The 14,833-nt window shown below is 32.6% G+C and carries 16 protein-coding genes; 6 read left to right on the top strand and 10 right to left on the bottom strand.

Translation table 11 applies throughout. The annotated features are described in order from the left end of the window. Positions 1-42: 42 nt before the first annotated feature. From LIX58_RS00925 to LIX58_RS00915, 3 genes are all read right to left on the bottom strand, one after another. The gene (locus LIX58_RS00925; protein WP_154837951.1) at positions 43-468 is read right to left on the bottom strand and encodes a GNAT family N-acetyltransferase; all 426 of its coding nucleotides are present in this window, start codon (positions 466-468) and stop codon (positions 43-45) included. 156 nt (positions 469-624) lie between these two features. Beyond that, positions 625-1,095 carry a DUF2538 family protein gene (locus LIX58_RS00920; protein ID WP_126565331.1) on the bottom strand — a complete coding sequence of 157 codons (471 nt, stop codon included), beginning with the start codon at positions 1,093-1,095 and terminating at the stop codon, positions 625-627. A gap of 19 nt (positions 1,096-1,114) precedes the next feature. Further along, positions 1,115-2,362 carry an LCP family protein gene (locus LIX58_RS00915; RefSeq protein ID WP_154837949.1) on the bottom strand — a complete coding sequence of 416 codons (1,248 nt, stop codon included), beginning with the start codon at positions 2,360-2,362 and terminating at the stop codon, positions 1,115-1,117. Between the two features lie 398 nt (positions 2,363-2,760). On the opposite strand from LIX58_RS00915, the gene LIX58_RS00910 reads away from it, so the two are divergent. Further along, positions 2,761-3,936, top strand: coding sequence for a serine hydrolase domain-containing protein (locus LIX58_RS00910; protein ID WP_154837947.1), 1,176 nt, complete (start codon positions 2,761-2,763; stop codon positions 3,934-3,936). Positions 3,937-4,011: 75 nt separating this feature from the next. Here LIX58_RS00910 and rihC read toward each other — a convergent pair whose 3' ends face one another. From rihC to LIX58_RS00880, 6 genes are all read right to left on the bottom strand, one after another. Then, positions 4,012-4,920, bottom strand: coding sequence for a ribonucleoside hydrolase RihC (gene rihC, locus LIX58_RS00905; RefSeq protein WP_154837946.1), 909 nt, complete (start codon positions 4,918-4,920; stop codon positions 4,012-4,014). A gap of 182 nt (positions 4,921-5,102) precedes the next feature. Then, complete coding sequence (gene qoxD / locus LIX58_RS00900; protein ID WP_126565335.1) at positions 5,103-5,393, bottom strand: cytochrome aa3 quinol oxidase subunit IV; 291 nt, start codon at positions 5,391-5,393, stop codon at positions 5,103-5,105. Then, the gene (gene qoxC, locus LIX58_RS00895; RefSeq protein ID WP_126565336.1) at positions 5,390-5,995 is read right to left on the bottom strand and encodes a cytochrome aa3 quinol oxidase subunit III; all 606 of its coding nucleotides are present in this window, start codon (positions 5,993-5,995) and stop codon (positions 5,390-5,392) included. Before qoxC ends, qoxD begins: the two co-directional genes overlap by 4 nt. Further along, entirely contained in the window at positions 5,985-7,973 is a 1,989-nt protein-coding gene (gene qoxB / locus LIX58_RS00890) for a cytochrome aa3 quinol oxidase subunit I (protein ID WP_126565337.1), read from the bottom strand. The genes qoxC and qoxB overlap by 11 nt, the downstream gene beginning before the upstream one ends. Then, positions 7,973-9,094: a cytochrome aa3 quinol oxidase subunit II gene (qoxA, locus tag LIX58_RS00885; protein ID WP_126565338.1), complete on the bottom strand. Its 1,122-nt coding sequence runs from the start codon at positions 9,092-9,094 to the stop codon at positions 7,973-7,975. The genes qoxB and qoxA overlap by 1 nt, the downstream gene beginning before the upstream one ends. A gap of 296 nt (positions 9,095-9,390) precedes the next feature. After that, positions 9,391-9,708, bottom strand: coding sequence for a DUF5011 domain-containing protein (locus LIX58_RS00880; RefSeq protein ID WP_154837944.1), 318 nt, complete (start codon positions 9,706-9,708; stop codon positions 9,391-9,393). A 256-nt stretch (positions 9,709-9,964) separates the two neighbouring features. On the opposite strand from LIX58_RS00880, the gene LIX58_RS00875 reads away from it, so the two are divergent. Beyond that, the gene (locus LIX58_RS00875; protein ID WP_226386002.1) at positions 9,965-11,110 is read left to right on the top strand and encodes a globin domain-containing protein; all 1,146 of its coding nucleotides are present in this window, start codon (positions 9,965-9,967) and stop codon (positions 11,108-11,110) included. 93 nt (positions 11,111-11,203) lie between these two features. Here LIX58_RS00875 and folD read toward each other — a convergent pair whose 3' ends face one another. Continuing rightward, positions 11,204-12,061 (bottom strand): bifunctional methylenetetrahydrofolate dehydrogenase/methenyltetrahydrofolate cyclohydrolase FolD, encoded by an 858-nt coding sequence (folD, locus tag LIX58_RS00870; RefSeq protein WP_154837940.1) that lies wholly within the window; start codon positions 12,059-12,061, stop codon positions 11,204-11,206. 210 nt (positions 12,062-12,271) lie between these two features. On the opposite strand from folD, the gene purE reads away from it, so the two are divergent. From purE to purS, 4 genes are read left to right on the top strand one after another with little or no spacing between them, the layout of a single operon-like run. Beyond that, on the top strand, positions 12,272-12,754 hold the full coding sequence (gene purE / locus LIX58_RS00865; RefSeq protein ID WP_126565342.1) for a 5-(carboxyamino)imidazole ribonucleotide mutase: 483 nt from the start codon (positions 12,272-12,274) through the stop codon (positions 12,752-12,754). Then, on the top strand, positions 12,741-13,865 hold the full coding sequence (gene purK, locus LIX58_RS00860; RefSeq protein ID WP_154837938.1) for a 5-(carboxyamino)imidazole ribonucleotide synthase: 1,125 nt from the start codon (positions 12,741-12,743) through the stop codon (positions 13,863-13,865). The genes purE and purK overlap by 14 nt, the downstream gene beginning before the upstream one ends. Before the next feature lie 3 nt (positions 13,866-13,868). Next, positions 13,869-14,573: a phosphoribosylaminoimidazolesuccinocarboxamide synthase gene (gene purC / locus LIX58_RS00855; protein WP_154837936.1), complete on the top strand. Its 705-nt coding sequence runs from the start codon at positions 13,869-13,871 to the stop codon at positions 14,571-14,573. Beyond that, positions 14,573-14,833 (top strand): phosphoribosylformylglycinamidine synthase subunit PurS, encoded by a 261-nt coding sequence (purS, locus tag LIX58_RS00850; protein ID WP_103297081.1) that lies wholly within the window; start codon positions 14,573-14,575, stop codon positions 14,831-14,833. Before purC ends, purS begins: the two co-directional genes overlap by 1 nt.

The raw sequence follows: 14,833 nt of genomic DNA, 5'->3' as shown, positions 1-14,833 counted from the left end.
AAGAAATCATTTTTCAGTTTAATTACAAATTATAAATGCATATTAAATATTTTTGTACATTTTAATATGCTCAATATTTTCTTCTAAAAACACGTCGCCTGTAGGTGTATAACCTAATTTTTCGTAAAAACCTTGAGCTTGTGTTTGAGCATTTAAAACAAGGCATTGGTGTTCTTGTGCTTTGGCAAAATGTTCTACAGCAGTCATTAAAGCATGACCATAGCCATATTTACGATAGTCTTTTAAGATGGCCACACGTTCTATTTTAACAGCATCTTCGTAAGGTCGAAACCTTGCACAAGCGAATGGTTGATGATTTTGATCGTCGTACCCAATAATATGAGTAGAGTGTTCTTCAAATTCATCGAGTTCATTTTCAAGAGGAACGCCTTGTTCTTTAACAAATACTTCTTTTCTAATTGTAAAGCAGTCTGATAGCATATTTTTATTTTTTACAATTTCAAACATTGTGTAGTTCTCCTTTTAAAAAAATTAGTATTAGTCAAAATGAATATAAGTATAGAGTTGTTCTATATTAAATAATGAGATAAAAATAGAGCGGACCAGAAATCAATAGTCATTTAATTGATTTCATCGGCCCGCTCATTACATAAATAATTATGATTAAAGAGCTTCTTGACGCACGATGGCACAGTATTGCCAAAAAATTCTAAGTTGTGCAATATTCCAATTATTCATGCCCATAGTATAGCCAGAAGGTTTAAATAAGTTGACATCAGTAACTTCTAACGCCGCAGCAATTAAATATTGAAGCGGTATGCTAATGTTTTGCATCGTTTCTGTAATGCCATTTTCATTGTATACCCAAGAAAATGGTAACTCTGATTCAAATACATCTACCTTATTGAAAATATCTGGAAGAGCTACGATATAACAAGCACCATTAACAACAGGGTTCTCAGACGTATTACCGTAATACAATAATAAAGCTTCATAATTCTCACGATGTTCATGATTAACGTAGAAGAATTCATTTCTAAATAACGCCATATCTTTACTATGAATGATTTGTTGCTCTAAAACATTGAACATCCCGTTGATATTGGCAACTTTTTCATACGTTTTACGTGACATTGTACGTGCTCCTTTCAACTTAATATAACTGATTGTTTTGATTGTTATCTAATTCATTTGATTGGTCTGGAATATAGGTAGCATCTGAGTTGTTATTATTTGAAGATGATTGGTTTGTATTATTGGGTTCATTATTGTAAGAATTAGCATCTTCACCATTACTATCATTTGATTGGTTATCTGTTTCATCATCATTGTTATCTTTTGAAGTCGTATCTTTTTGGTTATCTTTTAATAAAGATTGATCAAGTGGTGTTAATGGTACTAATGAGCCATAATGCTTGATAACACGTTCATCTAAAAAGTCTTTCTTATCTGTTATTTTAGATAGTCCTAAATCTGAACGCAATAAATTTGAATATTTAGCGATACTATCGACGCTTGGATTATAGTAATAGACACCATCTAAGTAATCATCTTTACCTTTGAGTTGGGACTTTTTGAAGTCTATATCATCAGATAAATACATTGAAGCGAGACTTTTGATTTCTTGAGATGTTAAATTATGTTTCGCATTTTTACCTACAATTTGAACTAATTCATCTAATTTACTATACGAATTTAAATCCTTCGCTTTTTGGAAAAGAAGTTTAATTAAATCCATTTGGCGTTCGCCACGTTTAAGATCAGAATCATGGTGACGCGTTCTTGCTACTGCTAACGCTTCATCACCATTAAGTTTTTGATAACCTTTTTTGATTTTGATTCTACCAGTATCATCTGTATTAGGTTCATTTAAATCATAAGGTACATCATAATAAATGCCTCCAAGCTCATTAACTGCTTGAACAAAAGCATCCATATTAACTCGAACGTAATAGTCAACTGGTACGTTTAACGTTGCTTCTACAGAATCCATTGCAGCTATTGGACCACCATATGCATGTGCATGAGTAATTTTATCGTAATAGCCAACTTTAGGAATATAACTAATTGTATCACGGGGGATACTTAGTAATCTAATTTGATGTTTTTTTGGACTAAAGGTTGAAAGAATCATTGAATCTGTTCTTGAGTGCTCTGTAGTTTGGCCATTTTTTCTACGGCCTTCATTATCATCAATACCTAAAAATAAAATTGAAACAGCATCTTTAGATGGATCAACTTTTCCTTTTCTTATATTAGATTGTCGTTTAGCATCATCTTTACTATAAGAATCTTTCATAGCATCTTCAGAACTATGATATAAATGGATAATAAAAATTACAGGAACTACTATAAGAACTAAAGTCAATAACATCATAAAGTATTTTAAAAAACGGTTCATAATTTTCGCTCCTATACTTAAATTTTAATAGTTATCAATTAAACGAAGAAATTATATTTTTTACTAAGATGACTTAGGTTACTTAATTTTTTAAATAATCTTTAACTCTCATAACCATAAATTGTATTACTCTTCGGGAGAAATTACAACTTAAATTTTGTCACAAAAAAGGAAAGAAATTAAATTTCTATATACGCTTAAGTTAAGTCTGATTAAGAAAAATACACTCACTTTATCAGACTAAAGGATGATGTGATTTTTAAAAATAAGCGTATGATAAATTAGAGATGATTTTTTTTATAGCATAATTTATAATATAAAATATTAAATGAATATAAATTAAATGGATAACTTAATTTAATTATAGCGTTATCTGCTTAATTATAAAGAGGCAACAGATGAAGACAAATAAAATTAAAGCAATATTTTTTACAGTAGTATTATGTGTATTAGTTTTGCTGATTATCATTTTCTCAATGAAACTCATTAGCGCTAGGCATAAAGAAAGCGAATATAATAAAGAAAATGATAATAAATTGTATCTTTTAAATAAAGATAAAGAGCCAAAAAAAATTCAACATCTAAAAACTGTTGAAGCGAACGATATCAATATGAAAAATGTTGATACATATTTAAATGGCGTGCAATTTAACGGTTCAATCACAATTCTTGACCGTGGCAAATTAGTATTTAATAAAGGTTATGGTTATCGTAATATTAAAAAGGGCATAAAAAACACCCCAGATACAATGTATTTAATTGGTTCAGCACAAAAATTTACTACAGGTTTAATATTAAAAAAATTAGAATTAGAAAATAAGGTTAATATTAATGATCCAGTATCTAAATATCTTCCATGGTTTAAAACTTCTAAGACTATAACGCTAAAAGATTTAATGTTACACAGAAGTGGATTATTTAAATTTGAGGCCTCTCCAAAGTCTAAAAGTTTAGAGAGTGCAGTACACATGATTCAACAAAGAGGTATTGATAATAAGTTTTACCATAAACATTTATATAATGATGCAAACTACTTGGTTTTAGCACAAGTAATCGAAAAGGTAACACATAAGTCATATGTTGAAAATTATTATGAAGAGATTGCAAAGCCAAATGATTTAAATAATAGTGCATTTTTCAATGAAAAGCCTTACCAAAAATATATGGCTACTGGATATAAAATAATCAATAATAAGCTCAAAACGATGCATCCAACTATTTTAGACCAGTACTATGGCGCAGGTAATTTATTTATGACAACATATGATATGGCACATCTAGTTCGAAACTTGCAACAAAATAAAATATTCAACGAATCAACAACCACGCCTTTACTACATCAAATGGGAAGTACAATGTATCCAGAATCATATCGATACGGTTTTTATGTAAGTCAACAACGGGATCGTATCAATGGAGTATTTTTCGGGCAAATATTCACTGTATATTTTAACCAACGTTATATTGTTGTTATGGGAACTAATATCGCAAATGACAACAAAGTTTCAAATGAAAATAAAATTTCACATATTTATGATAGATTATTAAATCAAACATCATATTACAGTTATTAGAAAGTAAAACGCTGTATTGATTTAGAGTGAATAAAAATGATTCACTCTAACAATACAGCGTTAATTTTTATACCATTATTTACATTTTTTAAGCATTTCTAAAAAGACTTGTTCATATTTGTCGTTAACTGTAGATGTTACTACACTACAGTTAGGGGAGTCGGATTTAAAATTCACTACTGTAGCGCCACGCGTCAAATTTCCTTGTAACTCAATTTGAACATTAGCCTCTTTAACCTCATAACTCTCACTATCCATTAAATATAAAATAGTAAACACATCATATAATTTTAAACCTACTTCGAAATCATCTTCTCTATAATGTTGGAATATATTATAAAGCATTGAACCAGTTTTATTCATCTTCTTAAAAGAGGTGATAAACTCATGGGTAAATAGCGCTTGACGTGCCAAATCTAAGCCAATCATGGTTAAAGGTATGCCACTATTAAATACCACGTGTGCAGCTTCAGGATCACAGTAAATATTAAATTCTGCTAGGGGAGTTATGTTCCCACGACCTGTACTTCCACCCATTAAAATAATTTCTTTAACAAGAGATTTACTCTCAGGATAGGAATTGAAAAGTAGGGCAATATTAGTAAGTGGACCTAAAGCGATAAGAGTAATAGGTTCATTAGTATTTTTTAAAATATTGTACATAGCATTTACTGAATGGTGTGAAGTAAGTTCTTTTAAAGATTCATTTGGAAAGTTATAACCATCCATACCACTTTCTCCATGAACATGGCTTGCATTATTTATCTCATTTAATAAAGGTCTTTCAGCTCCGCTATGAACAGGAACATCACTTTCAAAAAAGGCTTTAAGTTTTAATGCGTTCATAGTTGTTTTCTCAATATCAACATTACCATTAACAGTAGAAATCATCTTAACGTCAAAGTTTGGATGACACAGCGCTAAACTAATCGCAGCTGCATCATCTATGCCTGGATCAGTATCTATGATAATAGGTAAAGCCATCTCAATTACCTCCCAAATAATATTTCTCTTATTTTAATTTTACTACTAATGAAAAGAATAGCTATTCATAAATATAAAAGAATAATGAAATTATAGTTAACCACTTAAAAATATGTATAAAAAAACCTGCATGAAACGAAAATCGTTTCAATACAGGTTTATAAAGTAGGGTGCTTATTAAATTATAAGTGGTGAGAATGTCCACCTTGCATAACCCAATAAGTACCAATAACGATTGCTAAAGTGATGATAATCGCAAAGATAACTTTGAACGATTGTAAACGACCATCTTTACCTTCAGTTAAGTGCATGAACATTAATAATTGTAATGCAGCTTGAATGAAAGCAAAACCAAAGATGATAGTTGTTTTAGCTTGGAATGTCATGTTTGTGTATAGAGTTACGAAAACTGCTAATAACGTTAAAACGATTGAGGCAATAAAGCCGACTGTATGTTTTACAATTGTATTCATCCGCTATACACCATCCCTATCATATATACGGCAGTGAAGATGAAGATCCAAACAACATCTAAGAAGTGCCAGTATAAACTTACGATAAATAATTTTGGAGCATTGAATTTATTTAATCCACGTGTAGCAACTTGAATTAATAAACAAATGATCCAGCCAATACCTAATGATACGTGGGCACCATGAGTACCTAAAAGGATGAAGAAACTAGACCAATATGATCCAATTTTAGGTGTTACACCTTCAGAAGCATAGTGCGCAAACTCGTAAATTTCGAAACCTACGAACACTAAACCTAAAAGTAATGTAAGAATCATCCAAAACATCATTAAGCCTTGTTTCTCTTTACGCATGTAGTAAATTGCAATACCACATGTATAAGAACTAATTAATAAGGCAAATGTCATAATTAAAACAAGTGGTAACTCGAATAATTCAGTTGTCATTTTGCCAGCGTAATCGCCACCATGTTGCAACGTTAATAACGTTGCAAACAGGGTACCGAATAACGCGAATTCGGCTGTAAGGAAAATCCAGAAGCCAAGTTTATTCAATTGACCTTCATGCGTACGTGAATCAACAGTATTTGTATCATGACTCATGACCTACAGCCTCCCTTTCTTTAATACGAGCTTCTCTTAAGCGAGCTTCATTCTCGGCAACTTCAGAAGCAGGGATATGATATCCATGGTCTTGTACGAAACTTTGATAAACTAATGTACCTAAAATACCAACTAAGCAGATAATTGCAGGAACGATTGTATCAAAGATTAAGAAGAAACCACCGATTAACATGAAGATACCCATGAAGAAACCAGTATGAGTATTGTTTGGCATATGAATATCTTTGTAATTATGGTTATCTAAGTAATGACGACCATGTTCTTTCATATCAACAAATGTATCGTAGTCATTCCAATCTGGAGTAATGGCAAAGTTGTATTTAGGTGGAATTGCTGAAGCAGTTGTCCATTCTAAAGTACGTCCTAGACCATCCCAGTTATCACCAGTTGCTTCGCGAGGTGATTTAATATGACTGTAAACGATGCTTGCCACTAAGAATAGGAAGCCAACAGCCATCATTAATGCTCCGATAGTTGAAATAACGTTTAATAACCACCAACCATCTGATGGCATATAAGTGTATAAACGACGTGGCATACCATCTAATCCAAGAATGAATTGTGGTAAGAAACATACGTTAAATCCAATCATGAATAACCAGAAGCACCAGATGTTAAGTTTTTCATTTAATTTGTAACCCATCATTTTAGGATACCAGAAGATTAAACCAGCTAGGCAGGCAAATACTACACCAGTAACTAATGTGTAATGGAAGTGGGCTACTAAGAAATAAGTATTGTGATATTGATAGTCAGCAGATGCCATCGCTAACATTACACCTGTAACCCCACCTAATAAGAAGTTAGGGATGAAGGCTAATGAGAATAACATAGGTGACTCGAAAGTAATACGTCCTTTATACAATGTTAATAACCAGTTGAATAATTTAACTCCGGTAGGAACACCGATTAACATTGTTGAAATTGAGAAGAATGAGTTAATTAAAGCACCATTACCCATTGTGAAGAAATGGTGAACCCAAACTAAGAAACTTAAGAATGCGATACCAGCAGTTGCCCACACCATGCTTTGGTGACCGAATAAACGTTTACGAGCAAATGTTGGAATAATTTCTGAATAAATACCAAATGCAGGCAAGATAACGATATATACCTCAGGGTGCCCCCATACCCAGAAGAAGTTTGCCCATAACATTGGCATACCGCCGTCTGCTACTGTGAAGAAATGAGTTCCGAATATACGGTCAGCTGTCATTAATGCAAGAACAACTGTGAATACTGGGAATGCTAAAATTACGATTAAAGTCGTAATGAAAGTTGTTACAGTAAACATTGGCATTTGCATGAATTTCATAGTTGGAGTTTTACATCTTAAAATTGTTACGAAGAAGTTGATACCAGTCATTAGGGTACCGATACCCGAAATCTGAATCGCAACTAAGTAGTAGTTAACTCCAGGTCCTGGACTAAATTCGCCAGCTAATGGCGCATAGTTTGTCCAACCAGCTGCTGGTGATCCACCTACGATGAATGAAAGGTTGAATAAGATCATACCAACAAAGAATAACCAGAAACTAATGTTATTCATAACTGGGAATGCCACATCGCGTGCCCCAATTTGTAAAGGAACTACTACGTTCCATAAACCAAAAATGAACGGCATAGCCATAAAGATAATCATGATTACACCGTGTGTACTGAAAATTTCATTGTAGTGGTTAGATTCTAAGAATTTGTTATCTGGAATCGTTAACTGAGTACGTAGTAATAACGCATCAATACCACCACGGACGAACATGAGTACAGCACAGATTAAGTACATTAAACCGATTTTTTTATGGTCTACGGATGTGAACCATTCTTTATAAAGATATTTCCATAATTTGAAATAAGTAATTACTGCGATAAGTCCGATAACTAAGAATGGCGCACCAATTTGGGCCATTGTAATCATCCAGTTACCTTTAACGAGCAATTGATCCCATGGAAAATTCATTAATGTTCACCTCCATGATCATTGTCTTTGTGCTGAAGCTTAGACGCATTTTCGTCTTTAGCTCCTTTGTTGATTTTTTCCATTTCCTCAGAATTATGAGATTCTTCTTTCTTGAATTCATTATCATAAGGATCGTTGTTGCCTAAAATCATTGGCTTCATACCATGACGCTTATAGTTAGCGTTAGTAATTTGAACCTTACGAGCTGGTTTCTGAGGTTTATCAGTTACATCTTCATATAATTTGTCTTCAGCAACGAAGTTTGGATCTTTTTGAACGTAGTTGTAACGTTTATAAGCGTAGAAGATGTACTCTGGATCAGCTGCAGGGTCAACGAATGCCATATGTGTACCATTGAATGTTAATTCTTTATTAGGCGTACTTGGAAGAATTTGTTTATCAAATTCGTCTTGGCTAATTGTTTTCTTACCTTTAGCTTCTTTTACCCAAGTATCGAAATCTTTTTGGTCTACAGAGTGAACTTTAAATGTTTGACGAGCAAAACCTTCACCATTGAAGTTTGAGTTACGTCCTCTGAAAGTACCAGTTTGATCGGCTGTTAAAGTCCAATCCATTGTCATGCCAGTCATGGCATATTTTTGACCACCTAATTGAGGAATCCAGAAACTAGTCATTGTGTCCATAGATTGTAGTTTAAATACTACTGGACGATTTTTTGGAATAGTTAATGTATTAACTGTTTCAATTTTTTGTTCTGGATAAGCAAAGAACCATTTATATCCAGCACTAACTGCATAGACAACCATAGGATCTTCTTTACTTTCAGGTGGTTTTTCATAATCGTATAACGTTTTAACTGTTGGAATAGCTAAAGCGATAACGATAATGATAGGTACCACAAACCAAATTGTTTCAATTAAAGAATTGTGGTGCATCTTACCAGATTCGTTATTTTTATTATAGCTATACTTGAAAATAAAAATAGCGAACATTGTAAGTACAACAGCAACAATAACAAGCATGAAGATGATTGAATAGATAATCAAGAACTTCTGACTACTTGCTACTGGCCCTTTTGCATTAAATACTTCTAAGTTTGAACATCCGCTAAGTAAAATAAGCGTCCCAAACATTAGAAGCAAAGACTTAAATTTTGACACTTTTTTGACCTCCTAATACTACAAATGTAGGGCTTACCACTAATTTTAGTTTATTACGCAATATTTACAAGTACTTATAGGAAAAAAATTATATTTATAAATAGGAAAAAACTAATAACAATAGGAATGACGGGGAATGTAAGATTTGTTAAAATTATGTGTCTATTCTGTGAAAAATGACAAAATTAAGACTTGAGTGTTTGTAGTTGAGAAACGTTATCATTTTCAGCGTTTTCAAGGGTTTGAGACAAAAAAGATGAGAATTTCTTCTCATCTAAATTTTATAAATATGACATTTATTTAACTTCTATGTATCTATATGATGTTTCTTGAGCACCATCTGAGTCAATAACATGATATTGTACTTTGTATTTACCAACTTTTGATGTATCAACATGACCATCTACAGTGATTTTATGAGTTAAATCACCATCTTCTTTATCATAAGCACTAATTCCATTTAATAAATTATACTTTTGACCTTTTTGAATAACGATATCGTTGACGCCTTTAAGTTCAGGTGCGTGATTGGATGTTGCTTCGGCACTTAAATTTGGGGTAACAAGAGTTGCGGAGACTCCGAGCGCTGAAAGTGACTGTATTAGTTTATTCATTACGTTAACCTCCGAATTAATAAATCGTTGTTTATTTAACTAAACTATACTTTATTTTCTGATGATAAACATCATACTATAGTCTTAATATAGCGTATTACTTCTGAAATTTAAATAATATAAAGGAAAATATATATTAAGTTTATGTAAATTGAACATTTTGTGAAAATAATAACAATAGATAACGCAATCTTTTTAAAATGTATTACAATATGGTTGTAGTCATTACAAGTTATTATTAATGGGAGTGATTTTAGTGTTAAATGAACAAGAAAAGGCCATTATCAAAGAAACAGTGCCTGTATTACAACAAAAGGGGACAGAAATAACATCGTATTTCTATAAAAGAATGTTTCAACAACACCCTGAATTAAAAAATATGTTTAACCAAACTAACCAGCAGAAAGGTTTTCAATCGACTGCTTTAGCGCAAAGTGTATTAGCAGCGGCAGTTAATATTGAAAATTTAGCTAATATCTTGCCGGTTGTTAAAGAAATCGCTTATAAACATTGTGCTTTACAAGTACCACCTGCAGGCTATGATATTGTGGGAGAGAATTTAATAGAAGCAATCAAAGTTGTTGTAGGGCTTGGTGATGAGGATCCAATTATTCAAACTTGGAAAAAAGCATATCAAGAAATCGCTGATGTATTTATTCAAGTTGAAAAAGACATATACAGTAAAATGTTATGGGATGGATTTAAACCTTTTAAAATTGAAAAAATAGAACAACTTTCATCAAATATTAAAGCATTTACAGTTACTTCAAATGAATATGATTTAAGTCAATTTATTCCTGGTAACTACATTACAGTAGATGTAGGTAGTAGTAAGATGCCTTATCGTGCAAAACGTCATTATTCAATCGTTAGTGGAGACAACACACATTTAACATTTGCAGTTAAGAGAGATGTCACTACAGATCATGAAGGTGAAGTATCAACCATTCTACATGATGAATTAAAAGAGGGCGATGATATTAATTTATCAGCACCAGTTGGGCCTTTTATGGTAGACAACACTGAACATCCTCAATTGTTTATTGGAGCTGGTATTGGTGTTACACCATTAGTCTCAATGTTTAAAGAAGCGGCTGATAAAGGTAGTCAAGCTCAATTTATTCAGGTTACTGGAGATGTGAATGATACGCCATTCACTACACTATTAAAAGATATTAGCGGAAAAGTAGAATCAGCTAATTATGAATTATATGATAGAGCATCAAAAGGTTATTTAACTAAAGAATATTTAGAACAATTTATTAGTGACGATACAGAAGTTTATGTATGTGGTGGTACTCAATTTCTTCAATCAGTTATTGAACTATTGAAAGAAATGAATGTTGATCAAAGCCGTATTCACTTTGAAACATTTGTACCTAAATTAAGTGTGGCTGTTTAATAACTAAATCAGATAATAAAAGGGATAATAAGCGAAACTGTTTCGCTTATTATCCCTTTTTTTAATCATTCATTGCATTGACAATCAATAGAATTATTCAATGCCACGACGCATTTTTTCAGCTAATAAAGTATTATTTAATACCATAGTGATTGTTAAAGGACCAACGCCACCTGGAACAGGAGTGATTGCGCCAGCAACTTCTTTAACTTCGTCAAATTCAACGTCGCCTTTTAATTTACCGTTCTCATCTGGTGTATTACCTACATCGACAATAACAGCGCCTTCTTTAACGTCATCTTTAGTTACAAGACCAGGTTTACCAACTGCACTTACAATAACATCAGCCTCTTTTAAATGACTGTGCATATCTTTAGTACGTGAATGTAAAATAGTTACAGTCGCATTAGCTTGTAATAATAATTTAGATACTGGTTGACCCACAATGTGGCTACGACCGATAACAACTGCGTTTTTACCTTCTAAATCGATATCAGCATGTTTTAAGATTTCCATAATACCTAGAGGTGTACATGGTACGAATGTTTGTTCATCGATATATAATTTACCGATATTTGATGGGTGGAAACCATCAACGTCTTTTTCAGGATTAATTGCTTCTAGGATTTTTTGTTCGCTTACTTGTTTTGGAAGTGGAACTTGAACTAAGATACCGCTTACTGAATCATCATTGTTTAAACGGTCTAATTCTTTTAATACATCTTCTTCTGAAGTGTCTTCATCTAAATGAACAATTTCAGAAATCATGCCAATTTTTTCAGCAGCTTTCTTTTTAGAATTAACGTAACTTTGACTAGCCCCGTCATTTCCCACTAAGATAACAGATAATTTAGGAGTGTAGCCTTTTTCTTTCAAAGCTTCTACTTGATCTTGTAATCCCTGTCTGTAGTCCTTAGAAATTTGTTTCCCATCTAAAATTTTTGCAACCACAAAAATTCCTCCTTGTTTGTTTAAATTATAATTATAGCTTAACTTTCAAACCCTAATTACGTCAAACTTTAGGCAAAAGACGTAAATTACATTAAAAATTATAAATAAAGTTCGATTTTTAATTGAAAAAGCGTTCAATGATTGTTATGCTATATCTGTAATATACAACTAATCGTATCAATATTTCAAACTTTTGAAAGGGTGTACAAAGTGAAAGTAGCAGTCATTATGGGTAGTTCCTCAGACTGGAAGATAATGCAAGAAAGTTGCGCTATGTTAGAGCAATTTGAAATTCCGTACGATAAGAAAGTAGTATCTGCACATCGTACGCCAAAGTTAATGTTCGATTTTGCTAGCCAAGCAAGAGCTAATGGCTATGATGTTATTATCGCGGGTGCAGGCGGAGCTGCACATTTACCTGGAATGGTAGCATCTATGACGACGTTACCAGTTATTGGAGTTCCTATTGAATCTAAAAGTTTAAAAGGTTTAGATTCATTGTTATCAATTGTACAAATGCCTGGTGGTATTCCAGTTGCAACGACAGCCATTGGTAAGGCTGGTGCAAAAAATGCTGGAATTTTAGCGGCCAGAATTTTAAGTATTGGTAATGAAAATGTTCGAAAAAATTTAGAGAATTATGAACAATCACTTGTAGACAAAGTAGGTGAAATGCAAAATGAACTTCAATAAATTAAAGTTTGGTGACACGATTGGTATTATCGGCGGAGGACAGCTTGGCAAAATGATGGCCCAATCTGCTCAGAAGATGGGATTTAAAGTCGTGTGTTTAGATCCTAATGCTGATAGTCCATGTAAACCAGTGGCGCATGAATTTATTAATGCAGCTTATGACGATGAACAAGCATTACAAGAGTTAGGTCGAAAAACTGACGTGATTACTTACGAATTTGAAAACATTTCGGCTAACCAACTTCAACACCTAACTGAACAATTTAATATTCCTCAAGGTTATCAAGCCATTCAATTATTACAAGACAGATTAACTGAGAAACAAACATTAGAGCAAGCTGGTTCTAAAATTGTTCCTTTCCTATCTGTTCAAAGTGATGAAGACCTCCAAATGGCTATAAATGAATTAGGTTATCCTTTCATTCTTAAAACACGTTTTGGTGGATATGATGGTAAAGGACAAATACTAGTTAAAGATGAAACTAATATTGAAGAAGCTAAAGCACTTATTTCTAATCAAGAATGTGTAGCTGAACAATTTTTAGATTTAGCACTCGAAGTCTCTTTAACAGTTACAATTGGTAATCAAAAGCAAATCACTTATTTCCCATTACAAGAAAATGAACACCGAAATCAAATCCTATTTAAAACTATCGTGCCAGCAAGAAGCGATAAAGAACAAGAAGCAAGAGATGAAGTAAATAAAATTATTGAAGCAATACATTTTGTCGGAACGTTTACGGTTGAATTCTTCATTGATAAAAACAACCATTTGTTTGTAAATGAAATCGCACCACGTCCTCATAATTCCGGACATTACTCAATCGAAGCTTGTGATTATTCACAATTTGATACACATATCTTAGCAGTTACAGGACAAACACTGCCAAAGTCAGTTGAAATATTGAAGCCTGCTGTCATGATGAACTTACTAGGTCGTGATTTAGACTTACTAGAGGATAAGTTTAGTGAACATCCTGAATGGCATATTCATATTTATGGTAAATCTGAACGTAAACCCGACCGCAAAATGGGTCATATGACTGTTTTAACTGATGATATTAACGGTACAGAAGCTAACATGCTTAAGGAATTTGAAGGGAGAGAATAACTCATGTCTCTATTATATGAAGGTAAAGCTAAAAGAATCTTTTCTACTGACACACCACACCAATTAAGAGTGGAATATAAAGATGAAGTTACAGCTGGTAATGGTGCGAAAAAAGATACTATGGAAGGTAAAGGACGTTTAAATAATAAAATTACTTCCATTATCTTCGACTATTTAACTGAACAAGGAATTAAAAGTCATTTTATTAAGCAACTATCAGATACAGAACAATTAGTTGAAGAAGTCAAAATTATTCCACTAGAAGTAGTAGTTCGTAATATCGCAACAGGTTCTATTACAAAACGTTTAGGATTTGAAAAAGGACATCAATTTGAAGCACCATTGGTAGAGTTCTTTTACAAAAATGATGATCTAAACGATCCACTTATTACAGATGACCACGTTAAACTTCTTAATATTGCAAATGACGAAGAAATCGAAACATTAAAAACGATGGCAAAAGATATCAATCATGTGCTCATTCAACTCATGGATGAAATGAACTTGCGCTTGGTAGATTTTAAAGTTGAATTTGGCAGAACACAAGATGGCAAAATTTTATTAGCTGATGAAATTTCTCCAGATACATGTCGCATTTGGGATAAAGATTCAGATACTAACTTTGACAAAGACGTTTATAGAAATGACACAGGTTCACTTATTGACACATATCAAACATTTTTAAATAAATTGGAGGAACTTAAATAATGAAAACGATTGAACTTCACATCACACTACAACCACAGGTATTAGATACGCAAGGACAAGCCTTAAATCGAGCAGTACATGATTTAGGATACAAACAAGTTAATGATATTCGTGTAGGTAAAGTATTATATATGACTGTTGATGAAGCTACAGATGAAGCGGTGGATAATATTATCACAACGTTAAGTGAAAAATTATTCGCTAATACAGTGATTGAAGAATATAGCTACAAAATTGTAGATGAAAAGGAGAATGCATAA

This window comes from Staphylococcus sp. Marseille-Q1834, from assembly GCF_916858875.1.
GTDB lineage: Bacteria > Bacillota > Bacilli > Staphylococcales > Staphylococcaceae > Staphylococcus > Staphylococcus pragensis.
Note: the sequence above shows the minus strand (reverse complement) of the source record. Positions and strands in the feature narration are given on the sequence as shown.

Bases quoted from the DNA above. Each gene is read 5' to 3' on its own strand.
- qoxB (WP_126565337.1), bottom strand. From the start codon at position 7,973: ATGAATTTTCCATGGGATCAATTGCTCGTTAAAGGTAACTGGATGATT.
- qoxC (WP_126565336.1), bottom strand. From the start codon at position 5,995: ATGAGTCATGATACAAATACTGTTGATTCACGTACGCATGAAGGTCAA.
- rihC (WP_154837946.1), bottom strand. From the start codon at position 4,920: ATGGCTTTACCTATTATCATAGATACTGATCCAGGCATAGATGATGCA.
- LIX58_RS00920 (WP_126565331.1), bottom strand. From the start codon at position 1,095: ATGTCACGTAAAACGTATGAAAAAGTTGCCAATATCAACGGGATGTTC.
- qoxD (WP_126565335.1), bottom strand. From the start codon at position 5,393: ATGAATACAATTGTAAAACATACAGTCGGCTTTATTGCCTCAATCGTT.
- LIX58_RS00915 (WP_154837949.1), bottom strand. From the start codon at position 2,362: ATGAACCGTTTTTTAAAATACTTTATGATGTTATTGACTTTAGTTCTT.
- LIX58_RS00880 (WP_154837944.1), bottom strand. From the start codon at position 9,708: ATGAATAAACTAATACAGTCACTTTCAGCGCTCGGAGTCTCCGCAACT.
- purS (WP_103297081.1), top strand. From the start codon at position 14,573: ATGAAAACGATTGAACTTCACATCACACTACAACCACAGGTATTAGAT.
- purC (WP_154837936.1), top strand. From the start codon at position 13,869: ATGTCTCTATTATATGAAGGTAAAGCTAAAAGAATCTTTTCTACTGAC.
- purK (WP_154837938.1), top strand. From the start codon at position 12,741: ATGAACTTCAATAAATTAAAGTTTGGTGACACGATTGGTATTATCGGC.
- LIX58_RS00925 (WP_154837951.1), bottom strand. From the start codon at position 468: ATGTTTGAAATTGTAAAAAATAAAAATATGCTATCAGACTGCTTTACA.
- LIX58_RS00910 (WP_154837947.1), top strand. From the start codon at position 2,761: ATGAAGACAAATAAAATTAAAGCAATATTTTTTACAGTAGTATTATGT.